General features: G+C 41.6%; 21 protein-coding genes, 1 tRNA gene and 1 pseudogene. 11 read left to right on the plus strand and 12 right to left on the minus strand.

Translation table 11 applies throughout. The annotated features are described in order from the left end of the window. Positions 1-160: 160 nt before the first annotated feature. Positions 161-1,543 carry a WS/DGAT/MGAT family O-acyltransferase gene (locus tag NI469_RS03930; RefSeq protein ID WP_253174460.1) on the minus strand — a complete coding sequence of 461 codons (1,383 nt, stop codon included), beginning with the start codon at positions 1,541-1,543 and terminating at the stop codon, positions 161-163. A gap of 464 nt (positions 1,544-2,007) precedes the next feature. Continuing rightward, positions 2,008-2,742 carry a phosphoadenylyl-sulfate reductase gene (locus tag NI469_RS03935; RefSeq protein WP_005262423.1) on the minus strand — a complete coding sequence of 245 codons (735 nt, stop codon included), beginning with the start codon at positions 2,740-2,742 and terminating at the stop codon, positions 2,008-2,010. A gap of 204 nt (positions 2,743-2,946) precedes the next feature. Between NI469_RS03935 and thrH the strand changes: the two genes are divergently transcribed. After that, entirely contained in the window at positions 2,947-3,564 is a 618-nt protein-coding gene (thrH, locus tag NI469_RS03940) for a bifunctional phosphoserine phosphatase/homoserine phosphotransferase ThrH (RefSeq protein WP_253172504.1), read from the plus strand. Between the two features lie 64 nt (positions 3,565-3,628). On the opposite strand, the gene NI469_RS03945 is transcribed toward thrH, so the two are convergent. The 4 genes from NI469_RS03945 to NI469_RS03960 form a co-directional block, all read right to left on the minus strand. Continuing rightward, the gene (locus NI469_RS03945; protein WP_253172505.1) at positions 3,629-4,795 is read right to left on the minus strand and encodes an OmpP1/FadL family transporter; all 1,167 of its coding nucleotides are present in this window, start codon (positions 4,793-4,795) and stop codon (positions 3,629-3,631) included. 309 nt (positions 4,796-5,104) lie between these two features. Continuing rightward, positions 5,105-6,451, minus strand: coding sequence for an OmpP1/FadL family transporter (locus NI469_RS03950; RefSeq protein WP_253172506.1), 1,347 nt, complete (start codon positions 6,449-6,451; stop codon positions 5,105-5,107). 337 nt (positions 6,452-6,788) lie between these two features. Then, a tRNA-Arg gene (locus tag NI469_RS03955) sits at positions 6,789-6,864 on the minus strand. 88 nt (positions 6,865-6,952) lie between these two features. Further along, a complete protein-coding gene (locus tag NI469_RS03960) occupies positions 6,953-8,308 on the minus strand; it encodes an amino acid permease (RefSeq protein WP_005262421.1) in 1,356 nt (451 codons plus the stop codon). Positions 8,309-8,640: 332 nt separating this feature from the next. Here NI469_RS03960 and prpF point away from each other — a divergent pair, with 332 nt between their 5' ends. Together prpF and NI469_RS03970 are read left to right on the plus strand one after the other, a co-directional pair. Then, the gene (gene prpF / locus NI469_RS03965) at positions 8,641-9,831 is read left to right on the plus strand and encodes a 2-methylaconitate cis-trans isomerase PrpF (protein WP_005262420.1); all 1,191 of its coding nucleotides are present in this window, start codon (positions 8,641-8,643) and stop codon (positions 9,829-9,831) included. Positions 9,832-10,056: 225 nt separating this feature from the next. After that, on the plus strand, positions 10,057-10,965 hold the full coding sequence (locus NI469_RS03970) for a polyprenyl synthetase family protein (protein ID WP_005262419.1): 909 nt from the start codon (positions 10,057-10,059) through the stop codon (positions 10,963-10,965). Positions 10,966-11,048: 83 nt separating this feature from the next. On the opposite strand, the gene putP is transcribed toward NI469_RS03970, so the two are convergent. The 5 genes from putP to NI469_RS03995 all read right to left on the minus strand — a co-directional run bounded on the left by putP (position 11,049) and on the right by NI469_RS03995 (position 15,806). Continuing rightward, complete coding sequence (gene putP / locus NI469_RS03975; RefSeq protein ID WP_121980224.1) at positions 11,049-12,539, minus strand: sodium/proline symporter PutP; 1,491 nt, start codon at positions 12,537-12,539, stop codon at positions 11,049-11,051. Positions 12,540-12,752: 213 nt separating this feature from the next. Next, positions 12,753-13,607, minus strand: a complete 855-nt coding sequence (locus NI469_RS03980; protein ID WP_004279377.1) for an SPFH domain-containing protein — start codon at positions 13,605-13,607, stop codon at positions 12,753-12,755. A gap of 12 nt (positions 13,608-13,619) precedes the next feature. Next, the gene (locus NI469_RS03985) at positions 13,620-14,093 is read right to left on the minus strand and encodes an NfeD family protein (RefSeq protein ID WP_005104688.1); all 474 of its coding nucleotides are present in this window, start codon (positions 14,091-14,093) and stop codon (positions 13,620-13,622) included. A 102-nt stretch (positions 14,094-14,195) separates the two neighbouring features. Continuing rightward, positions 14,196-15,113, minus strand: coding sequence for a patatin-like phospholipase family protein (locus NI469_RS03990; RefSeq protein WP_005104687.1), 918 nt, complete (start codon positions 15,111-15,113; stop codon positions 14,196-14,198). Positions 15,114-15,176: 63 nt separating this feature from the next. Next, the gene (locus NI469_RS03995) at positions 15,177-15,806 is read right to left on the minus strand and encodes a 1-acyl-sn-glycerol-3-phosphate acyltransferase (RefSeq protein ID WP_005104685.1); all 630 of its coding nucleotides are present in this window, start codon (positions 15,804-15,806) and stop codon (positions 15,177-15,179) included. A gap of 136 nt (positions 15,807-15,942) precedes the next feature. Here NI469_RS03995 and NI469_RS04000 point away from each other — a divergent pair, with 136 nt between their 5' ends. The 3 genes from NI469_RS04000 to NI469_RS04010 all read left to right on the plus strand — a co-directional run bounded on the left by NI469_RS04000 (position 15,943) and on the right by NI469_RS04010 (position 19,318). Next, a complete protein-coding gene (locus NI469_RS04000; RefSeq protein WP_005104684.1) occupies positions 15,943-17,181 on the plus strand; it encodes an MFS transporter in 1,239 nt (412 codons plus the stop codon). Positions 17,182-17,317: 136 nt separating this feature from the next. Further along, the gene (locus tag NI469_RS04005) at positions 17,318-18,469 is read left to right on the plus strand and encodes a porin (RefSeq protein WP_121980326.1); all 1,152 of its coding nucleotides are present in this window, start codon (positions 17,318-17,320) and stop codon (positions 18,467-18,469) included. Between the two features lie 147 nt (positions 18,470-18,616). Then, positions 18,617-19,318 (plus strand): HAD family hydrolase, encoded by a 702-nt coding sequence (locus NI469_RS04010; protein ID WP_005104682.1) that lies wholly within the window; start codon positions 18,617-18,619, stop codon positions 19,316-19,318. On the opposite strand, the gene NI469_RS04015 is transcribed toward NI469_RS04010, so the two are convergent. Then, entirely contained in the window at positions 19,315-19,992 is a 678-nt protein-coding gene (locus NI469_RS04015) for a DUF421 domain-containing protein (RefSeq protein ID WP_005104681.1), read from the minus strand. The two genes, NI469_RS04010 and NI469_RS04015, sit on opposite strands and share 4 nt — an antisense overlap. A gap of 483 nt (positions 19,993-20,475) precedes the next feature. On the opposite strand from NI469_RS04015, the gene NI469_RS04020 reads away from it, so the two are divergent. The 5 genes and pseudogenes from NI469_RS04020 (at position 20,476) to NI469_RS04040 (ending at position 24,250) form a co-directional block, all read left to right on the plus strand. Then, entirely contained in the window at positions 20,476-21,162 is a 687-nt protein-coding gene (locus NI469_RS04020) for a carbonic anhydrase (protein WP_005104680.1), read from the plus strand. Positions 21,163-21,305: 143 nt separating this feature from the next. Further along, positions 21,306-22,346: a coiled-coil domain-containing protein gene (locus NI469_RS04025; protein WP_004279386.1), complete on the plus strand. Its 1,041-nt coding sequence runs from the start codon at positions 21,306-21,308 to the stop codon at positions 22,344-22,346. Between the two features lie 95 nt (positions 22,347-22,441). Beyond that, the gene (locus tag NI469_RS04030; protein WP_004279387.1) at positions 22,442-23,632 is read left to right on the plus strand and encodes a hypothetical protein; all 1,191 of its coding nucleotides are present in this window, start codon (positions 22,442-22,444) and stop codon (positions 23,630-23,632) included. A gap of 55 nt (positions 23,633-23,687) precedes the next feature. Then, positions 23,688-23,878 (plus strand): annotated as a pseudogene (locus NI469_RS04035) (endonuclease domain-containing protein); the annotation flags it as partial. A gap of 228 nt (positions 23,879-24,106) precedes the next feature. Further along, on the plus strand, positions 24,107-24,250 hold the full coding sequence (locus NI469_RS04040; protein ID WP_253174461.1) for a hypothetical protein: 144 nt from the start codon (positions 24,107-24,109) through the stop codon (positions 24,248-24,250). The last annotated feature ends 66 nt before the right edge of the window (positions 24,251-24,316 follow it).

Consider the following 24,316-nt stretch of genomic DNA (forward strand, 5'->3'; position numbering starts at 1 on the left):
TGTTTAAATCGAGAAGTCTTCCAAAAGTTCTAAAATAATTTAAAAAGATTTCAAAAAATAAAGCAAAGGGACCGGATCGGTCCCTTTATTCTGTGTTCAAGGACTGGCAAAAATGATCAGCACCTTTGGCAGTCCATCTATCTTATTTACTTATCCGCGGCTAGCTTACCGCCCGTAACTTTGGGACAGGTTCGCCATCTACAATAAGTTCAAAACGTTGAATTTCTTCTTCCAGATGTGTTAGCAAGTTCTGCATTTTCGGCAGGGCATTACGACATGCGGTCAAGCCGACTTCCAGTTTGTCTAGATAGCTGGTCATGGTGATATTTAGAGCCTGACCATCCAGTACGATAGAAGCCGGATAAAGTGCTTCAAGACGTGCACCATTCCAGTAAAGGGGCTCTTGTGGTCCAGGTACATTGGAAATAATCACGTTAAACGCCTGACGTGTCGGCATTAAACCGGAGGCAATGTTCAGACCCGCTGCACCATAGACAAAAGCACTATAGTTCAAGATTTGATTGGCATTCATACGTTTGAAGCGTTCTTTGGCACTCAGTACACTGCGGCGTACGATCTTGAGACGTTCCAGCGGATCTTCTTCATGTGTGCCCAAATTGGCCAGAATCATGGTAATACGGTTGGATACATCCGAGTCATCACTGCGAACCGAAGCTGGAACCATGGCAATTAACGGTTTTTTCGGTAAGGCATTTTGCGATAATAAATATTCACGTAATGCACCTGAACAAATGGCCAGTACGATATCATTAATGGTCACGCCCAATGCCTTAGAAATATGACGTAAACGTGAAAATTCGAAAGACTGGGCTGCAAAGCGACGTGAAGCACTGACGCGTTGATTCAGAATACTGCTTGGCGCCTGAAAGCTGGATACATAATCCGGATTGCGTCCCATATCTTTCATGACGGTTTGCGACAGTTCATAAGCAACTCGTGGCGCACATTCCAGTTGCCCCTTAATGGTCTGCAGGACATTTTTAAACCTGTTCACTTTAGGTGCTTTAAGGCGTTTGGCACGTGGGCCTTCCACACACCATGGCGGTACAATACTCTTGGCATTTGGATCATGTGAAAGCGACTTTTCTACCAGACGCATGCCAGCGATTCCATCCACCATAGCATGGTGAATTTTGAAATACATGGCAAAACGGTTTCCTTCAATGCCTTCAATAATATGACAGGTCCATAAAGGTTTGGCACGATCAATCAGGGCACTATGTTCTTGAGAAATATAGGTTAGCAATTCACGGATACGGCCCGGTTTTGGCAGGGCAATATGACGAAAATGATGATCTAAATCAAATTCTTGGTCTTCATCCCAAAACAGGCCGTTTAAATAATTGTTAAAAGGTGGGATTGGAGAGCATTTCGAATTTTGGATATCCGTGACTAGATCCTGAATAAAGGAAGCTGGCGCATTGTCGGGAATTTGGAATAAAAATAGTCCACCTACATGCATAGGCTGCTGCCGTTTCTCTAAAGTTAAGAAAATAAAATCAATTGGATGTAATGGACGCATAGCGTGGATTGCCTCACTGCACTCTCTATGGCTTTTTTGCTAAAAAGCCTTGTTAGAATTATTACTTTAGTTTTTAAAGTATATCTTTTTTAGCATATAAATGAACTGCTTTATCTTGCCTCAACTGTGAAAAAGTGGCTATTGACAAGAACAAAATATCTTCCTAAGTTTATGAAATGTGAAAATTTTAGTTTTAAAATAGATTTCTAAAAATAGTATTTTCTAGGCGAAGTGGAGTGTAACTTAATAATTATGTGTTATTAGAGAAATAGCATTGTGTTTAATTTCACATTTTATGCAAATAAATCAATGAGCTAAAATTTTATCAATTCTTTAATTAAAATAATATTATCCCGATAAAAGGTAATTTCTATCTTGTCACTAAATGTAAAATTATCAATTAAAAAAGACTATCTTTATTAAAAAAATAGCCTTTCAATCAATAGGAGCGATAAAACTTAACTTTATTTTTTTAGATTGCCAGCATGTAAGCCACATTCTTTATGAGTGGCTTCTTCCCACCACCAGCGGCCTTCGCGTTCATGCTGATTTGGCAGCACAGGGCGAGTACAAGGTTCACAGCCAATTGAAACAAAACCTTTTTCATGCAAGGCATTATAAGGGACTTCCATCATACGGATATAACTCCAGACATCCGCGCTGGACCAGTTGGCTAGAGGATTGTACTTGATCAACTGCTTTCCCGGACCGGAAAAACCTGGATCGGCCTGAACCACAGGAATTTCATTGCGTGTACCCGGACTTTGGTCTTTGCGCTGACCGGTAATCCAGCCGTCCAGCGTGGCCAGTTTTTTACGTAGCGGTTGAACCTTGCGTATACCGCAACATTCCTGATGGCCATCTTCAAAGAAACTGAATAGACCCTTGGTGGTGACTAAATTCTGTACCGCATCTGTTTCAGGGAAACAGATTTCAATCTCGATATTATAATGCTTACGCACCCGTTCAATAAATTGATAGGTTTCTGCATGTAGGCGGCCAGTATCCAGACTGAATACCCGGAACGGTTTACCGAGATGCGACGCCATATCAATCAATACAACATCTTCAGCACCAGAAAATGAAATCGCAATTTCACCCTGCTGGCTCAGTGCAAGTGCCAAAATTTCATTGGGCGATTTATCTGCATATTCAGATGCAAACGCATCAATACGATCAATAGTAGGAATGATGGTCATGAGAGTCCTGGCGATATAGGCTTGGAAAGGACATAGCCTATATTAATTAATTTCACATCTATTTTAATAGAATTGATTTAGTTGACTTATCACTAAAAAATAAATACTTATGAAAAAAATAGATTTAAAAAAGTACAGTACAAAATCTGTTGCTTCAGCTATGATAGTGCAAAATTTTTTCAATACAACTCAGAGGGAATGTTCATGGAAGTCGTATGTCTAGATTTAGAAGGCGTGTTGGTTCCAGAAATCTGGATTAACTTTGCCAAAAAAACCGGTATTAAAGAGCTTGAAGCGACGACTCGTGACATTCCTGACTATGATGTACTGATGACCCAACGTCTGAATATTTTAAAACAGCACGGTTTAGGCTTGAACGATATTCAGGAAGTGATTGCAGAAATGGGGCCGTTCCCAGGAGCAAAAGAATTTGTGAAATGGGTGAGTACGCATTTTCAATTAATTATTCTTTCAGATACTTTCTATGAATTTGCACATCCATTGATGAAGCAACTGGATTGGCCGACGATTTTCTGTCATAAACTGGAAACAGATGAAGCAGGCATGATCTCGGCTTATAAACTTCGTCAGCCGGACCAAAAACGTCAAGCCGTAAAAGCATTACATGGCTTGAACTTCCGTGTGATTGCAGCAGGAGATTCTTATAATGATACCACGATGCTAGGTGAAGCAGATCATGGTTTCCTATTTGATGCGCCTGAAAATGTGATTGCTGAATTCCCGCAATTCCCACCAATTCGTGGTTATGATGCGTTAAAAGCAGCTATTCGTAATGCTTCCGTGCGTGATATTCCAGCTTAATTTTTAAGTTTGTAAAATAAAACAAAGGGCGCTTATAGCGCCCTTTGTTTATGAATTTGCTTGATTAGAAGCGATAGCCGATTTTCATACCATAGCCAAGAGCGTAGTTATTCTCGAAATTAGCTTTAACAATCCCACCAGTTTGTGCTTGTGCATCACCTAACCAGAAATATTTAACACCAGCTTGGATAAAATAGTTTTCGGCAGGGCTGTACTGACCGCCCATGCCTACACTCCAGTAACCTTCAGTTGGGCCAAGAGTAGTAACCGGGTTACCTGCACCAGAATCGTACCCAACCGCTGCTGTACCAGACCATTTAGCATTGAACTTATGACCTAAACCCACAGTTGCTGAATATTGGTCATCAGAATAATCAATTAGATTTTGTTTCGCACCTAATGCTGCAGTGGTATTAGCTAAGAATTTAGGGGTTACAACAAAGTTATCCCAATGTACCCAACGTAAATTTGCAAAAGCTAGTGTATTAGGTGAAATTCCACTTTGTAAGTCAATATTAACTGATTGTGGCGTTATCGCATCTACTTCATTTATATCAGCAAAGCCTGGAATTAAATTATATGTTTCTGTAGATTTGGCACTATGTTTGATTTCTGAACGATAGGTAACACCTGCTTTTAAAGCAATTTCTGGAATTTGATAAGCAAATCCTGCTAACCAGCCCCATGCTTCTTCTTGTTCTAATTCAATATTATAACCACTTAATGTGCCAGTAGGTGGTTTTGCATATGCCAGGCCGCGTAACTTAATATTTGCTTCAACTGTTTGCCAGACTGGACCTACATAAAAATTCCAGTTTTCTGTAGGTTGGTAGCCAATTAAAGCGGTTATATTATGAGTGTCTACTTCAACAGAAGTGCCCTCTGCACCATTACCGAATGATCCGGCAACTGAAGAATACTTTGCATCAGCACCAAATGGTTGATCATAAATCAAGCCTAATGAAATTTTATCGGTCGCTTGTACTTTAATAGCTGCAGATGGGAAGTAATAGTCTTCACCCATATCACTGATTTTTTCGCCTTCTAAACCAGTTACTGTAGAAGAACCTTTTACAGTTGGATCTAAAACAGAAATACCGGCTTCCGCATAATTACCCGGCTGTAAAAAAGCAGAAATGGACTGACCAGAACGGTCTAAGCCAGCTGCTTGAACTGCAGAAAGAGGTAAAGTGCTAAGTAAAATAGCGGAATAAATTTTATTGAGCTTCATGGTACGGTCCCTGATGCCATCTGTAACAAAAATGTGCTGGAAAAGTAACACAATTTTAAAAAGAGTAAATGCTCAATTTCGCAGAATAAATGAACTGAATAAGTTATAAATAGCAGTTGATTAGAGTAAAAGTACTATTTTAAGGTCTTAAGTAGATGAATTTTATTAAATAATTTTTTAGGGTAATATTTGGGAAAATATGTGTTTAATTGTTTTAAATTTAAACATTAGGTTGGCACTTGTATAAAAACGAAGAGCTTTAAGTGTAAAAAACCACCCCGAAGGGTGGCTGTTTTAGAAAATATTGAATTAGAAGCGGTAACCGATTTTTAAGCCATAAGCTAAAGCATCATTATCTTCAAAATTTGCTACATACTCTGAACCGCCTGCTTGAGCACCAGTTTGTGCTTTCGCATCCCCTAACCAAAAATATTTTACGCCACCAGCAATGAAGGTTGCTGGTGTTGGACTATATTGAACACCTAAACCAAGATTCCAATATCCTTCTGTTGGACCTAGAGTTGAAACAGGATTACCTGCACCAGAGTCCCAACCTACAGAAACGTTACCAGCCCATTGATCATTTAATTTACGACCTACACCTACGTTTGCAGACCATTGGTCATCTGAATATTCTACAAGAGAAAAACCATTTGGACGCTTAACTAAAGGACCAACAGCTTCTGCAGCTTTACCAAACTTATACGGTGTGATTGAGAAATCTTTCCAGTTCACCCAGCGTACATTTGCAAATGCTACAGTATTCGCCATGATGCCTGTTTGGAAGTCTAAGTTCACCGATTGTGGTGTTGTAATTTTAGTTTTACCTTCAGCTGTGTTAGCTGCTGAAAACTTTGTTACTGCTTGGCCAATTCCTGCAATTTGTTGTGGTGTTAAACCTAAACTTGGTAGTTGACCAGCAAGACCTGGTAATGCAGCTGCTAAAGGAGTAGCTAGACTTAAGTTTTCATTGGCAACGAATTCATGATCAATTTCAGAGCGGTAAGTGACTGAAGCTTTTAATGCAATTTCAGGAATTTGAAATGCTGCACCAGCTAACCAACCTGCAGCAGAGTCTTCTTTAATGTCTGCATCGTATCCATTAAAAACGCTGTAAGCTGAGCCGCGTAGTTTTACATTACCTTTAATGGTTTGATATACACCACCACCATAAATATTAAAATTCTCAGTTGGTTGGAAGCCAAAAATCATAGAAATGTTTTGTGTATCAACTTCAACTGAAGTACTGCCTGAAGTAGTGCCGCCAATAGCTGTTGTTGTAATTGGTAGTGTACTTAGTACTCGATCTGTTGGTGCAGCAACAAAAACATTATTACCTGAATATTCGGCATCAGCGCCAAAGGGTTGGTCGTAAAGCAGACCAAAAGAGAAGTTATCAGTAAGTTGGAATTTTAGTGCGGCACTTGGGAAATAGTAATCGCCCGCCATATCACCAATTTGACGATTTGTTGTGCTTGTGCCAGCTTCCTGTCCAGATACATCTGGATCTAATACAGAAATACCTGCTTCAAAATAGTTACCAGGTTGCAAGAATGCAGAGATTGACTGGCCTGAACGATCTAGAGCAGCGGCAAATGCCCCGGTCATTGGTACAGTTGCTAAAATCATTGCAGTAGTTAATGTTTTTAATTTCATTTACGTCTTTCCTTGAGGTACAAATTTATATCTAGCGTTGTTGTTTGCACTTATTAAATTCTTGGAGATTTCGGGTATTTATCCGCAATCATTTGTTACTCCATGTGACAAAAATAGCACAATTAAAATAAGAGTAAATGCTCTAGAAAAAACTCATTAGTCTAAAAAAGCATCAAAATAGAGTTTTTACACCAAAAAATAGCCTCATTTTGAAATAAGTATTTGAAAGTAAAAGAAATAAAATAATGAAGAAAAAATGACTTTTTGTATAAAAAATATTCTAAAAATATGAAGATTAACGCTAATTTTTTGAGGTATAGATCACATTTTGAAAGGATGGTGCGCCCTGCGGGACTCGAACCCACGTCGGTCGCTTAGGAGGCAACTGCTCTATCCAGTTAAGCTAAGGGCGCGAAAAGAAGGCTATTGTACTGTAAAAAATACAAAAAAAAGTTATTGCCGAAGCAATAACTTTTAAGGACTCATAGCTACAGGAGTTGTCTAGGTATTTTTAGGCTTAAGTAACTTAAACAGACCAAGCATAACTACAATCCAAAGCGGGATCATCAAAATAGATTCCTGGAATCCTTGCGTCCACATGATGTAAAGAATCGTAAGAATAAAACCAAGAACCAGAATATTGCCCGCCGGAGACCATAGCGCAGGGAAAGAAGTCTTCTGTCCCAGCTTTTTCATGCTCTGAATAAACTTAAGATGGGTCAGGGTAATCATGGCCCAGTTCAATACCAATGCACCGACTACGATGTAAATCAGATGGCTTAAGGCATCTTCAGGCACAAAGTAGTTAAGTAGCACACAGCCGAAAATCAGCACGGCAGAGAACAATACAGCAGGAATTGGCGTACCTTGTTTATTCACTTTCATGAAGACTTTAGGTGCATTTCCTTGCTGAGCCAGACCATAGAGCATACGGCTGTTGGCGTACATACCACTGTTATACACAGACAATGCTGCTGTCAGGATAATAAAGTTCAGTAAGTGTGCTGCCCAGTCAATGCCAAGCTGGCTGAAAATCATCACGAACGGACTTTTGTCCAGACCACCTAGCTCAAGCTGATTCCAAGGCACCAGTGATAACAGAATCGTCAATGCACCCACATAGAAAATCAGGATACGGAACACCACCTGATTAATCGCTTTCGGAATGGTCTTCTCTGGATTTTCAGCTTCTGCTGCTGCCATACCGATCAGTTCAATCCCACCGAAGGCAAACATCAGGAAGGCCAGCATGAAGAACAGACCTTCAAAGCCATTCGGGAAGAAACCACCTGCAGTCCATAAATTACTGAAAGACGCAGTCGAGGAAGCATCTGCAGTCAAGATTAGATATAAACCGAAGACAATCATCGAGATGACCGCAGTCACTTTAATGATGGAAAGCCAGAATTCTGATTCACCGTAGAATTTCACATTGCCGAGGTTGACCAGTGTAATCACGATAAAGAAAAACAATACCGATGCCCAGGCTGGAATATGAGGCCACCAGTAGTTAATATATTTCGCAACCGCAGTAAGTTCGGTCATGGCCACCAGGATATACAAAATCCAGTAGTTCCAACCCGCAAGGAAACCAGGGAATTTGCCCCAGTATTTATAAGCAAAATGGCTGAATGAACCTGCGACAGGTTCATGAACAATCATCTCACCCAATTGACGCATGATTAAAAATGCAATCAGGCCCCCAATGGCATAGCCTAAAATAATAGAAGGACCCGCAGATTGGATCACCTGTGCGGAACCTAAGAATAAGCCTGTGCCAATTGCACCGCCCATGGCGATCAACTGAATATGACGGTTCTTTAAGCCACGCTGAAGTTGTGAAGACTCGTTATTCAAAGTGTTCAGCCCGACAATGGAAAATGAGAAGTGGCTGATTGTAATTGATCAGACTAAAGAAGCCTAGTCCATCCTAAGAATGAAATATTGTTGGAGGAATGATAAAAATTATTCATATAAATAACTGAAATAAAATATAAATGAATCAATATATTAATTTTATTGAAACTGTTACTGATGAGTTCTCTATTTTCTTGGATAAAATACAAATGCCGTTTTTTTATACTAAGGTCTGGCAGCCAAGCAGTTCTGCTTTCAACATACTATACTTTGAATATAAATATTGAATAACCTGTACGAAAACAAAGACAAGTCAAAGGATGAAATAATTCATGAGTTTTGCCGCCCAAATCAAGATTCCTGCAACCTATATGCGTGGAGGCACCAGTAAAGGTGTTTTCTTTAAGCTGGATGACCTGCCTGTAGAAGCACAACAGCCTGGCCGGATTCGTGACCAGCTTTTGCTACGCGTGATTGGTAGCCCAGATCCATATGGGAAACAGATCGACGGTATGGGTGGTGCCAGTTCCAGTACCAGTAAAACGGTCATTCTGTCAAAAAGCCTGCAAGCTGATCATGATGTCGATTATTTATTTGGTCAGGTGTCAATTGATTGTCCTTTTGTAGACTGGAGTGGCAACTGCGGCAATCTGACCGCGGCAGTGGGGGCATTTGCCATTTCCAATGGTCTGGTCGATGCCGAACGTATTCCTGAAAATGGGTTATGCACGGTACGCATCTGGCAGACCAATATTCAGAAAACCATTATTGCACATGTACCGATGCGAAATGGTCAAGTGCAGGAGCTGGGTGATTTCGAACTGGATGGCGTAACCTTTCCTGCGGCCGAAGTGCAGATCGAGTTTCTGGATCCAGCTGATGACGATGCTGAAGGCGGTTCGATGTTTCCAACAGGCAATCTGGTCGATACATTGGAAGTTCCCAATATTGGCAGTTTCGAAGTGACCATGATTAATGCCGGCATTCCGACGGTATTTTTAAATGCGGGAGATCTAGGCTATAAGGGCACCGAGCTTCAGGATCATATCAATAATGACGTGGCAGCCCTGACAAAATTTGAGACAATTCGTGCCTATGCGGCGAAGCAGATGGGACTGATTCAGAATATTGCAGAAGCCGTAACCCGACAACATACTCCAAAAATTGCCTTTGTTGCACCACCGAGTAGCTATACCTCTTCAAGTGGCAAAACTGTCACTGAATCAGATACCGATATTCTGGTTCGTGCCTTGTCTATGGGTAAACTCCATCATGCCATGATGGGTACGGCTGCGGTGGCGATTGGTACAGCTGCAGCAATTCCCGGAACACTGGTGAACCGGGTCGCAGGCGGAGTAGAGCGTGAAGCGGTGCGTTTCGGTCATCCTTCCGGGACGTTGAGAGTCGGTGCACAAGCAAGTTTTGAAAATGGTGAGTGGAAAGTGAAAAAGGCCATCATGAGCCGGAGTGCCCGCGTCTTGATGGAAGGCTGGGTGCGCGTACCAGAAGATGTTCTCGTTTAAATGCTGTGCATACATTTAACCTGAATAAAACCACCGGTTCTGCGGTGGTTTTTTTATGGTTTAAAATCTCTGACTTGCTTATTTGATGTTGAATAGCAAATTTCAGCAGAACAATTCAATTTATGGCTGAAAATTCAAGGCATTTCTAGGTACAATGCCTGATCAGCGTACAGGCATTTATTCGCTTGTCATTTTATTCTTCTGGACTACGTATTCGAGGCGAATGTGTCATCTATCACTGACGTATCAACCCATGCACTCACTCAAGCACAACACCGCATTCAACAGGATTTATTGACCGCTCTGGAAGCCTTTGCCATTCCAGAACCGTTAAGGTCGGCAGTCCATCATGCTGTGATGCTGGGTGGTAAACGAGTACGTCCAGCGCTATGCTATGCCACCGCTGCATTAAAACCAAACCAGAATAGTGCTGCAGTACGCCGTGCAGCGGTTGCGATCGAGTTTATTCACTGCTATTCATTGGCCCATGATGATCTGCCGTGTATGGACAATGATTTGCTGCGCCGTGGCCAGCCGACATGTCATGTAGCTTATGGGGAAGATACCGCGCTTTTGGCAGGTGATATCCTGCAATCGATGGCTTTTGAAATTTTGGGTAGCCGTCTGTTTGATCAGGGGCCAGCGGTAGCAGCTTCCATTGTACTGAAGCAGATGCAGATTCTGGCGACAGCCTCTTCGAAAATGGTGAATGGTCAGGTTTTAGATTTGCAGTCTGAAGGCAAGAAAATCGATCAGCAAGCACTGGAAACCATCCATCGTAATAAAACCGGTGCTTTGATTAGTGCTGCGATCATGATGGCGGCGGTGACAATCTTTGAAGGCACCGATCTGGCCATTCCTAAATTACGTGAGTTCGGACAGGCGATTGGTCTGGCCTTCCAGGTACAGGACGATATTCTGGATATTATTTCTGATACCGAAGTGTTAGGGAAAACAGCCGGCAAGGATGAACAGGTAGAAAAATCGACTTATCCGGCATTGATGGGGCTGGAGCAGGCCAAAGCCTATGCCCAGCAATTACATGATCAGGCGATCAATGCCTTGAACCATTTTGAAGGTCAGGCGGAAGAGTTGATGCAAATTACCCAGTTCCTGCTCACGCGCAAAAGCTGATTGAAAAATTATTTTTCTAAAAAAGTTTAAAGTAACTGCATAAAAAAAGAGGACTTGAAGTCCTCTTTTTAGTTGATACAGAATTATTTGCTTTCGTTATACAGGCGTTCAGCTTCTTCAAAACGATCAGTCACTTCTGCTGTTGGCGCTTTGCCCATCAGGCTCACCACCACAATCGCCAGCATTGAACAGATAAAGCCAGGAACGATTTCATACAGGCCAGTGTCTGCAAACAGGTTCTTCCAGAAAATAACCACGACTGCACCCACAATCATACCTGCCAAAGCGCCATTCAAGGTCATGCGTTTCCAGAACAGTGACAGGATAATTAATGGGCCAAAAGCGGCACCAAAACCTGCCCAGGCATAAGCCACCAGCCCCAGCACTTTAGATTCAGGATTACCTGCCATCCAGATCGCCAGCAAGGCAATTAGTAGCACCATCAAACGGCCAACCCAGACTAATTCTTTTTGCGAGGCATTTTTACGCAGGAAAGACTTATAGAAATCTTCAGTCAGGGTACTTGAGCAGACCAGTAGCTGACAGCTTAAAGTACTCATTACTGCGGCAAGAATGGCAGCCAATACCACACCGGCAATCCATGGATTGAACAAAATCTTGGTCAGTTCCATAAATACCGTTTCAGGATTGGCATTCACTACGCTTGCTAGTTCCGGATGCTGCTGGAAATAGGCGATCCCGAAGAAGCCGGCTGCGACTGCACCGCCCAGACACAGAATCATCCAGGTCATGCCAATACGGCGTGCATTTGGAATCGATTTGACCGAATCTGCGGCCATAAAGCGCACCAGAATATGCGGCTGGCCAAAGTAACCTAGACCCCAGGCGAGCAGGGAAATAATCGCAACAAAGCTTAGGTCACCCAAAATATTCATTGCTTGAGGGCGAGCAGCCTCCAGTGCCAAAGTCACCTGGGACATATCTGAAAATGCCATTAACGTTACGATTGGTGTCAGCAACAGGGCAAAAATCATCAGACCCGCCTGAATGGTGTCGGTCCAGCTCACAGCCAAGAAGCCGCCAATAAACACATAGCTGATTGTAGCAATCGCACTGATCCAGAGCGCGGTGCTATAAGACATGTCAAACATGCTCTCGAACAGACGCGCACCTGCAACCATGCCGGAAGCACAGTAAATCGCAAAGAAAATCAGAATCACGAAAGCCGAAACAATACGCAGGATTTTCTTCTGGTCGTTAAAACGATTCGAGAAATAATCCGGTAGGGTTAGGGCATTGTGCTGAACTTCGGTATGCACTCGCAGACGGCCAGCAACCAGCAGCCAGTTGAGCCAGGCACCAATAATCAGACCGATGGCAATCCACATCTCAGACAGGCCGGAAAGATAAATCGCACCGGGCAGGCCCATTAGTAGCCAGCCACTCATGTCGGAAGCCCCTGCAGAAAGTGCAGTTACGAAACTCCCTAAACGTCGGCCCCCTAAGATGTAATCGGAAAAGTTGCTTGTCGCGCGATAAGCCATCAGGCCGATCACCACCATTGCGACAATATAGAAAAGAAAAGTAATTAAGGTTGGATTTAGGGAGCTCATACGGTATCCATTTTTAAGTTGGACAGTAGATCGAAATAAGGAACAAGACAGCTGCGAAAAGCTTTAATCCGAAAGCCAGGCAACATCAAATCCAGTAGATTTCAAAAATAAACGCGAAATTTAACCATAAATTCACATTTTTTGCTGAGATTTTCTTGCGCGAATAAAAATAGGCAACCCTCGGGCTGCCTATATATAAAGTCAAAAGATAAATTAGTTAGGGCGACCCATGACACCGCGGATCGTATTTAATACATCGGCAGGAAGGACCACAGTCTTGGCATTTGGTGACTTGGCCATATCCTGCATGGCTTTAATATACTGTTCACCGAGTAAATAGGCGACCGGAATTTCATTATCACCAATGGCGGAAGTCACCATGTCAATTGCACGTTGTGAAGACTCAGCCAGTACCACTTGTGCTTCGGCATCACGGCGTGAGGCTTCCAGACGGCCATCCGCTTCTAGAATTGCGGCTTGTTTTTCACCGTCAGCTTTGGTGACGGTTGCACGACGCTGACGTTCAGCAGCAGCCTGTTCTTCCATCGCGGTTTGCATGGTAATAGAAGGTTTAATATCCTGAATTTCTACAGTTTTTAAGGTAATACCCCAGTCCGAGATATCATCGGAAATACTGGATTTCAAGCGTGCCTTAATATGATCACGTGAAGATAGTGCATCATCCAGATCCATTTCACCGACTATCGAACGCAGTGAAGTCTGTACCAGGTTCTGAATCGCCCAGGAATAGTTTTCAATCCCGTACACGGCTTTTTCTGGTGTGGTCAGGTTGATATAGGCCACTGCATTCATCAGCAGAACCGCGTTATCACGGGTAATCACTTCCTGTGAGGGAATATCCAGAACGATATCTTTGGTTGTGACTTTATAGGCGACTTCATCGACATAAGGAATGACAAAATTCAGGCCCGGATTTAGGGTGGTGTGGTATTTACCCAGACGCTGTACGATCCATTTGTAGCCTTGCGGCACAATCCGCACACCTTTAAAAATGGTAATCGCAACAAAGGCCAGAAACGCGATAACAATGATAGAACCACCAGACATAGCTTATTCACCTTATTGATTTTGATAATTCGTGCTGTGAGGTTGTACGACCAGGTCATTACCCAGAATATCCACGACGCGAACGCGGTCTCCGACCTGAACTGGGTCCAGAGTTCGGCATTCCCATTCATCCGAACCTAAAACTGGCATCGGAAAGCGCACCCGGATTTGCCCATGATCCAGATTAGTCTGAATCACCATGCCCACCTGACCAATGGTCGCTTCACGCGATAGACCGGCTTTGGTCTTATCAATGGAAAGTGGCTTGATAAACTTAAACCAGAGCAGCGTACACAGAACAGAAAGTACGATCCAGGTCAGGAGCTGGGTCGTCAGTCCCATCATCGGGAACATCCAGTACAGGACGCCAACCATGATGGCACCGATCCCGAACCACAGGGCAGCAAATGCGGGCAGCAGTAATTCCGACAGAATCAGAAGGATGCCTAATACAAACCAGTGCCAAGGTTCAAGAACTAATTCCATATCGTGACCTATATCGCTAAGTATTTAATTAATCATCATCTTTATATGATTGATCTTCAATGTAGCAGATGCGGCCGCAGATGAATATAAAAAATTCATGCATCAAAATTTTGCCGGACGTGGCGGTTTAAATGCCGCGGGAGACTGCTTGAAGTTGCTAATGGCTTTTTCAATAGTACGGATTTTCAGCTGAGCAGCCTTTTCACCTTCCAGAATGGTCGCATTACTGGCTTTCAGGTCTAAAGTACCAATATGGCCGACTTTGGGCTGGATCACCACATTGGCCTGACTCAGTTCCTCATGAATGCTTTGCTGTCCCATAATATTCAGGGTCTGATCTAGTACGCCCCACATATTTAGAGCCTTATTACCATCCGGACGGGCAGAAATATCCACGGCAATCACAATGTCTGCTCCCATATCTTTGGCGGTCTTGACCGGAATCGGACTGACCAGACCGCCATCGACATATTTGCTTCCACCAATCACTGCAGGCACAAACACATTCGGAATACTGCAGGACGCTCGGACCGCCTGTCCGGCATTGCCTTTAATAAAGTCAGCTTTACGGCCATTGTCCAGACGAGTGGCAACAGCAGCAAAGCGAATCGGGAATTGTTCAATTGGTTTGTTCGCCACATTCTTATTGACGAAATCCTGCAATTTTTGTCCGGCAATAATCCCTTGCCGGTTCAAGGTTAAATCGCGGATATCAGATTCTTTAAAATTCAGGGCAATCTGCTGTAACTGATAAGGCGATTTGCCACTGGCATACAGGCTACCGACAAAACTACCGGCACTGGTACCGGTGACGATTTTCGGTTTAATGCCGTGTGATTCGAGCACTTTAATGACGCCAATATGGGCAAAACCTTTGGCACCGCCGCCACCGAGGGCAATGGCGACGACAGGTTCACGGGCTTTTAATGGCGTGGCAGGCGTAGGTGTTTTAGTGGCTTTGTCACAGGCTGCAAGACTGAATCCAAGGCAGCCAATTAAGGCATAACGGGCTAATTTCATTATAAAAACTGGTGATTAAATCAACAAGATTCAGGCTATCACATCAAAAAAAGGCGTATTTGCCTAGTCTTTTTTCAAAGGCTTTTGTAACGGCTTGGCCACCCAGTCCGGATTTTTGGCCGAGAATTTACCTTGATAATGCTGATAAATCTGTTCCAGGTCGTATTCATAATCACCGGTCAGATGGTATACGCCCAGGATATGAATGGTCTTGATATCATAATCAAAGGAAAACATCACAATCGGCAAATGGGCTGCCTTGGCAATATGATAAAAACCGCTGCGAATTTTATCCGGTGCCTTACGTGAACCTTCCGGTGCCATACCGACCCAGATCTGCTGCGATTTTTCAATGATGTCTACAATCTGTCGGGTATGTCCTTGTGGACTATCACGTACCACCGGAACCACACCAATCCATTCCAGAACCGGCTTCAGCGGTGTACGAAACAGGCTGTCTTTACCAAAAATTTTAATCTGGATGCCGAGACCGAGCAGTGCATTAAAACCCAGCCATGCATCAATATTGGAGGTGTGCGGAGAAATAATTCCCACCGCTTTGGGCAAATCCGGAAATTCGCCTTCAAGACGCCAGCCTTGGGCCAGGAAAAGCCGCCTGAAGAAAGCCCTGCTCAGCTTGCTGCCACGGGCTGGCACATGTGGCGGGAGTTGGGGAAAACGTGTCTGAGTCATTGCTGCTGTCTCTTCCTGAAACTTATTTTTCTTTATTTTTGATCATATTAGACTGTTGTAAAATCCGGATCATTGGCAAAATGTATAGCATCTTGAATGCTGTTGAGCATTTTTACCTGAAGGACTTGGCTTGATTATGCGGAATACCTATATTTTACTGTTTTCGCTGTATTGGGCACAGGGGCTTCCGGTCGGGTTTATGACGCATGCCTTACCGGTGATTCTTCGGGCTGAAGGGGTATCACTGGCGCATATTGGTGGTTTTGGTCTGTTGATGCTGCCCTGGTCGATCAAAATATTTTGGGCACCTTGGGTTGATCGTTATGGATCGAGAGCAAAAGGTCATTACCGTAGCTGGATTATTCCCTTGCAATGGCTGTCGGTTGCCGTATTGATTGGACTTTCATTTCTACCGATTCAGGCCTTGAATCAGCCGCTGTATTTAGCGCTGTTTTTTATCACGCTTTTACTGATGAATGGCATTGGCGCGACGCAGGATATTGCCACCGATGCACTGGCAGTCAATATTCTGAAAAATGAACAGCAACACTGGGGCAATACCTTTCAGGTTATCGGTTCGCGTCTGGGATTCATTGTCGGAGGCGGGGCCATATTATGGTTGTTAGATCTGCTGCAATGGCAAGCCACCTTTCTATTATTGGCGGCTTTGGTCTTTCTTAATACTTTACCCATTTTACTTTTTAGAGAACCTCAGCATTCAATAATTATCACGCCATCTAATAAAGGACCTGTGCTCAGTAATATTAAAACCTATTTTCAATACTTCTGGTCAAATATAACCTTGGCGAGGTGGCTTCTGGTTTTACTGACCTTTAAAATCGCCGATGGTTTATCCGGGCCTTTATTAAAACCATTAATGGTAGATCTCGGACTGAGCTTTAGTCAGATTGGTCTTTATGTCACCATGCTGGGAGCGTTGGCTGCCTTGATTGGGGCCGGACTGGCGGGCTGGTGTCTGAAATACTGGTCGCGCAGCTCGAGTTTGATTGTTTTCTCAATTTTAAAAATATTAAGCTTAATGGCTTACGCCTGGCTGGCTGCCCACTATGAAGGGCAAAGTAAAGTACAAAACTGGATGATATATCTGGTCAATGCAGCTGAAGACATGATTTCTGCCATGCTCTTGGTGGTCATGTTGACCTTGGTCATGCAATATAGTCGCAAGCATCTGGCTGGGACAGATTTTACCTTTCAGGTGGCACTGATGGCTACGGTGAGTGGAGGACTTTATAGCCTGAGTGGCATTTTTGGAGATGCTTTAGGCTATCAAAATTATCTAAACCTGATCGTAATTGTGGCAATTATCTGTTTAATTCCAATTTTCCGATGGATGAAAATTGAAGAAAAAGTATAAAATTTCTAAATAATCAATTGTTTGGTTAAATATTAGCCTAAAGTACTAAATAGAATATATAAATATTAATTTAATAATTTTGTAATATAAGCGCCGTGTGTATTATTTGTTACAAAATAAATTAAGGATTTTTTTGATGAAAACTAAGTTAGCAACAGCAATTGCATTCAGCCTTTTGGCGGGGACAACTTTTGCAGCACCAACTTTCTATGGTGAGATTGATCTTTCTCTGGATCATGTACAAGCAGATAATAAAAATGGCGTAGAAGATCGTCATATTACTGACCTGAACTCTAATAACTCATTCTTGGGTTTAAAAGGGGATGAAAAATTAACAGACCGTTTAAGTGCGCTTTATCAAGCTGAATTTACCTTCTATGTAGACAATGGTGGAAGTACAGATACATTTGTACCGCGTAATCTTTTAATTGGCCTTAAAGATGAGAAGTTGGGTACGCTGAAAGCCGGTAAAATTGATACTCCAGTAAAACAACTATCATCTGTAGTAGATACATTTAATAACTATGTAGCTAATAATGCTGATGTCGCAGGTATCATGGCTGGTGAAAACCGTATCGATAATGTACTTGTTTATGAAACTCCTGCATTCAATGTGGGTGAAGGTAAGCTTGAAGCTAAATTACAGCTTGCTACAGGTGAAGGTAACGACACTATTAACTCGACGAAAGGTGGTTATACAGTTGCTGGCCGTGGTTTAGGTGATTCTTGGTCTTCTTCAGTTGTTTATAGCGACAAAACGTTCGTTGCTGGCTTAGGTTATGACAAAGCGATTCCATCACGCTTTTTAGGTCGTGGCTTCTTAAATGCAGACAATACAGCTCCACTTTTAGGTCAAGATGTTACAGCAAGTCGTAATGTTATAGCAGAAGCAAATACAATTCGTGCAATTGGACGTATCAATTTAGATAATGGTTTATCACTACGTGCGCTATATCAAAATTCTGATATTGAAAATGCCTCTGCTAGCCCGACAGCGAACCAAGCTGCAGCAGCAACTATTGATGATGCGCAAGCATGGTTGATTGGTGCGGAATATAACTTGCCAAATGCAAAAAACTGGACAGTAAAAGGTCAATATAGCTATAGCGATGTAACTTTCAATAATGCAAGTCCAGATTTTGAAGTAAACCAAATCCTTGCTGGTGTTGACTATGCATTCTCTAAACAGGTGAAAGTGTATGGTACAGCAGGTTATCTGACGGTTGAACAAGGCTCTGACGAAGACAAACAGATTCTTGTCGGCACAGGTTTCGAATACAAATTCTAATTTAGACTTTGTAAGCTAAGAAAAGGCGATGCTTTGGCATCGCTTTTTTTATGCTTAAAACAACAAAACTTAGCAATTTTATGTCTGATCTAACAAGTTTCGGGCTGTTAACATGATTGAAAGTTTCAGCATTTCGTTTTGAAAATTATGCCTATTCAAGCTGTTTTATTTGACCTCGACAATACCTTGACCCATCGTGATCTGACTGCACAGGCCTATAGCCGTTATCTGGCAGAATATTATGCGCCAGCATTGGCACAGGTCGAGCCTGACAAAATTATCGAGATTGTAAGGCGCATCGATAATGGTGGTTATCCTAAAAAAGAATTGCTGACCCATGGTGGTATCGGGGCTTCGGCTGCTTATGCATTATTGCAGGAACTACACTGGTTAAATCCTCCTAGCATAGAAGAACTAGCCCAGTTCTGGTTTAGCCAGTTTGGCCGTTTCGCCGTAGAAATGCCGGCAGCAGAGCAAGTATTAACGCAGCTGAAAGATGAGGGTTATCAGCTAGCCATTGTTTCCAATGGCGGACATGACACCCGTTTGAATACGATTCGGGGTTTGGGTATTGAACCTTATTTTGATGAGATCATCAGTTCGGGACTAGTGGGTTTTAACAAACCACAGCCGGAAATATTCCAGATCACAGCAGAGCGTCTAGGCGTGCAACCTACACAGTGCCTATATATTGGCGACCATCCAATTAATGATGTACAAGGAGCTACAGAGGCCGGAATGCATGCATTATGGATGCAAGGCTTTCATGCAGATGCTGAACATATCCAATATAAAATTCAGCAACTGCCGGAAATTTTTGCGCATTTGCAGTTACTGAATCAGGCTTAAGTTATTCTTAAACAGTCAATCGTTTCGGCCCATTGCGCAGAATCACAGCGCGGACATTGCTGATCGGCGTGCGTAAGGGTTTGCACCTGCCCACAGTAAATACAGGCATATAATTGCCCCGCCTTAACCTGTTGCACTATAGAACAGCTTTTAGGAAAAAGTGGCAGCCCAGGCCGAACCTCATCCGATTTGAAAAACAGGATACTGAACTTACCGTCAGTTTCCAGTAAACCGGTGCGTACCTGACCGAGATGTTCTACACCTTGCTGGCGCATTTCGGCAAAGAATTCATCATGTGACATTTTACCTTTTTTAATTTCTTCAACGACCAGCACGCCATCTTCTACGATATAAATCGGTTTACCTTCCAGTAGGTCTTCAAACCATTGATATTTCATCATGAGCCAGGTGGTCAGGCGGTACATGATAATAATCACCGACATCACCAGAACTGCCTGAATCAGGGGAATATCTTCGGTAAACATCGGGTCACCGGCAATCGAACCCAAGCTCAAAATGATAGCGACTTCGAAGATGGAAAGCTGACGTACCCCGCGTTTTCCGGTCAGACGCAGAAACAGGATAATCATCGTGTACATCAGGGCACAACGCAGCAAAATTTCTGCGGTAAACTCCCAAGTGGTGTCATTTATAAATATGGTCGCCCAGTCCATTTAAATTCTTTATCCTTACTTTGCTCTTTGGCTCGAGTCTAGCAATATCAGTATTTTATTTGCTGCTGTGTTTATGTAAGTTTATGAATAAAGATAGATTCTATTTAAAAAAGAAGCTTGAGCTTAAAAATACAGCTATTTAATTTATTCAAAATAAGATAGAGATTTCATGTAAATAACGCATAAAAAATCAGCAGATTAAATTTGAAGAAGATCACATTCTTTGCTGTCTATTTTTAAATCTATAAAATTATTATCCATTTGAAATCTATCAATATAAATTCTGAATAATGTGTTTTGAATACCTGGGAGTGTTTAGAAATTTGTAAGCAAATCACTTCATTTCTATAAACATCTGTAGTTTGTGGCCTGAAAAATAGAGTGATTACACCAGGTTAATAAACTGTTTTTAAATTAGAAATTGTGATTTTGACTTCCAATAAGGGATGTATTGTGAAAAAAATATTCACGCTTTTAACGGTTATGGGTTTAAGTACAGCGGTCTGGGCAGATACGGAGTGGGATTATACTCAGCCTGAGCAATGGTCGACTTTGAGCCAGAAATATTCGGCCTGTAACGGTCTGAACCAGTCGCCAATCAATATTGAGCGAACAGTGAAAGCAGAACTGGAACCGCTCAAGTTCAGCTATAACACCATGATTCATGCGATCGAAAATAAAGGTCATACTGTTCAGGTGGATTTTGCGCAAGGTGGTGAATTGCAACTGGATGGCGATACCTTTGTACTGAAGCAGTTTCATTTGCACAGCCCGAGTGAAAACCTGATCAAGGGTAAAAGCTATCCACTGGAAATCCATTTTGTCCATTCCAATGCCAAAGGTGAGCTGGCTGTGGTGGGGATGATGTTTGAACAGGGACAGGAAAGTCAGATGCTCAAACGCATGTGGAGTCGCCTACCAAAAAAACAGGGTGAAAAAGTGGTTTTGAAAACGCCACAAGCGGTGAATCAGATGTTGCCTAAGAATCTGGATTATTATCGCTTTAGCGGCTCGCTGACCACACCGCCTTGTTCTGAAGGCGTACGCTGGCTGATCCTGAAGGATATTCAGCAGGCTTCTGCCAAGCAGATTTCGGAATTTGCCAAACTGATGGGACACCCAAATAACCGTCCGGTGCAGTCCTTGAATGGCCGTGTAGTGCTGGAATAATCAATATGAGAGCGAAAAAGCAGACTTTGGTCTGCTTTTTTTAATTCTGATACAAATTTCGAAAGGGCCGGTTGAAAAGAACTATGTGGCGAAAGCTGAAAGAATTACTATAGATAGTATTTCCTATTGGTCTTTCCGCTGCCATGCTCTTTGACTTGAAAACCATGATTCAGCCATTTACAGCGCTTTCGCCACAGCAGAAGAAGCTGGATCATCTGATTGATAAAATCGAGCAACAGAAACAGGAATTACACCAATGGCAACAGGCTGAAGAAGAGCTGCAACAATATACCCATAAAACATTTATGCCGGTCTACCATGAATTGCATGGTGTACTGTTCAAGCAGCTGGAACAGCTCTGGAAGCACCTGCAGGAAACTACATTTTCCAAGGCAGAACTGGTGGTGCTGGATGAAAAGATTCAATACCTTGCAAATTATCTAAAAGACTCTCAGGCAATGTCGGTGCAACAAGCCCATAAAGTGAATGAAATTTTCACTTACTATCAGCAACGTGCCGAGCATGCCCAGTTCAGAAAAAGCCAAAAGAAAATAAATGAACTGGAAATATTCTTTAAGAATGAGAATCCCTCAGATCTTGCAGATGCAGAAGTATTTGAAGAATGGGAATCAGATCATTTTCAGCAGGCACGTGAGCAAGCCAGATTAAAACGCCAGCAGGAAAAACAGGAGCAGGCAGCAGCGATGGCAGAGCAGTCATTGAAAACCGTTTATTTAAAAATTGCTGCCATCATTCACCCTGACCGTGAAGTGAATGATGTCAAAAAAATCAAGAAAACTGAATTATTGCAACGTGCCAATGAGGCTTATGCAGAACAAGACCTGTTTACGTTACTGAAAATGCAACTGCAGATCGAGCAAGATCAGGATATTTCACAAAAAGGTTTAAGTGCGGAGCAACTAAGATTCTATCAATTGGCTTTGGATGCACAAAGCCGGAAATTACAAGAACAGATCGATACCTTGATCCATAGATTGGTCTGGTCATCGAAAACCAGAATTGCCGTGAAAAAGGCGAAAGGGAAAGTTCAAATTGCTGACCTGTATAAGCAGATTGATGAAGATACTTCAGCCATTAAACAGCAGATTAAAGTCGAAAAAGAACGCTTGATGTATATCAAAAAGGTGAGCGGCTTGGAGATGTTTTTAAGGCATGGGATTTAATGAAGTAAAAAGTTTTTTACTCTCTAAACCAACGGTCTTAGGTATTCGTTATGTTAAAATAATGAGTTGAATAGCATTTGTATTGAAACAAAGTAATGAGCATTTTAGATTTAAGCTTATATCAAGAAACTGGAAATTTATCCCCACAACAAAAGAAGTTTAATCGTCTGATTTTAAAAATTGAGAAACTTCAAGCATCTTTGTTAGAGTGGCAACAAGCACAACAAAAAGTACAGCAGGATGCAAGTGCAGAACTATTGCCATTATATAGCAAATGGCATCAAGTTTTATTTAGTCAATTAGAAGTACTTTGGCAATATAAACAATCGCATAAATTTGCTAAAACCCATTTACAGCGTTTAGATGAAAAAATTTCGATTTTAGCGAGTCTGCTCTTAGATAATCCTAATCTGTCTGAACAGCAACATGAATTGGCGATAGTCATTGCTAAATATTATAACCTTTTAGAAGAGAGCTCTAATTTTCAGACGGTTACATCGCAAGCAGAGAATTATTCTCATCCAGAGCATGATGCTGATGAAATGATGCAGAAACAAGTGATGAAGGGAATTCTTGCAGATCAATTAGGTGTGTCTGAAGACTGGATTGACTTTGATTTTGATCTCGAAAATCTTGAAGAATTTATGCAAAAAGTAAAAGCCAAATTTGATCGAGAAGAAGCCGATTTTATTCAAAATCAACTGAATGATCGTGAGCGTGAAGAATATCAAAAGTTTGCCGAAAAAGAGAAAAAGAAAATTTTAAAGAAGCAAATGCAACTTGAAGATGCAAAAAAAATGGCAGGGCAGTCATTAAAAAGTATCTATTTAAAAATTGCCTCAGTGATCCATCCTGACCGTGAGCGAGATGAGCAAAAACGCATTGAAAAAACTGAATTATTACAGCAAGCCAATACGGCGCTAGAGGAAAAAGATTTACTAGCTCTATTAAAGTTACGTGCTTATACAGAGCAAGGTGATCAAAAACAAGCAGTTAAAATCGCAAATGAACATTTAAAATCTTATAATCTATTGTTAGAAGAGCAAATTGAGCAATTGCAGTTTGAGGTAGATAATATTATTTACTCATTTGATTGGGAGAGTTCAGGTTTCTATAAACAGACCTTTAAACCTGTGGATTTGGCTAAAAAATACCAACGTGATTTGAACGAAATTCAAAAAAAAATATTACGAGATGAACAGTGTTTAAATGATTATAAGGATTTTGATTATTTTAAAATTTTACTTAAAAATAGGGCATTTAGCTGGTCATTTGACTCATTCTAAACTTAATTTTTTTAACCAAAGCATCATAAAGCTATGATGCTCTTTTAAAATAACAATGAAAATAGATCCTCAATTATTAGAATTCGCCAAATCCATGCGCCACACCGCCACCGATGCAGAACATCTGATATGGCAAATTCTACGTGCCAAGCGATTTATGAATCTTAAATTTCGCCGTCAGCATGTGATCAAACCTTATATTGTGGATTTTACTGCCATGAAATTGGTTTGGTGATTGAGTTTGAGAGTAAGTAAAATTGAGAAATCATAAAAAACTTGATTTTTAAATTTTGATTGCTATTATCAAATATAGGTGTCCACCTTACTTACACACGAGTAAAAAAAGACAAAAATCTATTTTTATATTGAATAGTCTATTCTTCTTAATGTTTTCTTTATTTTGTTTCACTATTAGATTCAAAAGTTTAAACGTGTGTCCAAATTTGATTCTAAGAAACAACTTTAAGGATAAACATGTCTACGATCAGCGCATTAGCTTTTGAAATACAGCAAACTACTAAATTTCATGATATTGAGATTAAACGTTCTTATATAAATGAAATAGTTGCAGCACTTTTTGGATTTAAAACTTTGGTGGTGTTTCAAAAAGTATGCTGAAACAAAGCAGGTTGAATTTTGATAAAATAGAGAAATGCGAATAACTCTAGAAATCAAATGTCCAAC

Origin of the sequence: Acinetobacter lwoffii (genome assembly GCF_024129735.1) — a bacterium.
Taxonomy (GTDB): Bacteria; Pseudomonadota; Gammaproteobacteria; order Pseudomonadales; family Moraxellaceae; genus Acinetobacter; species Acinetobacter lwoffii_H.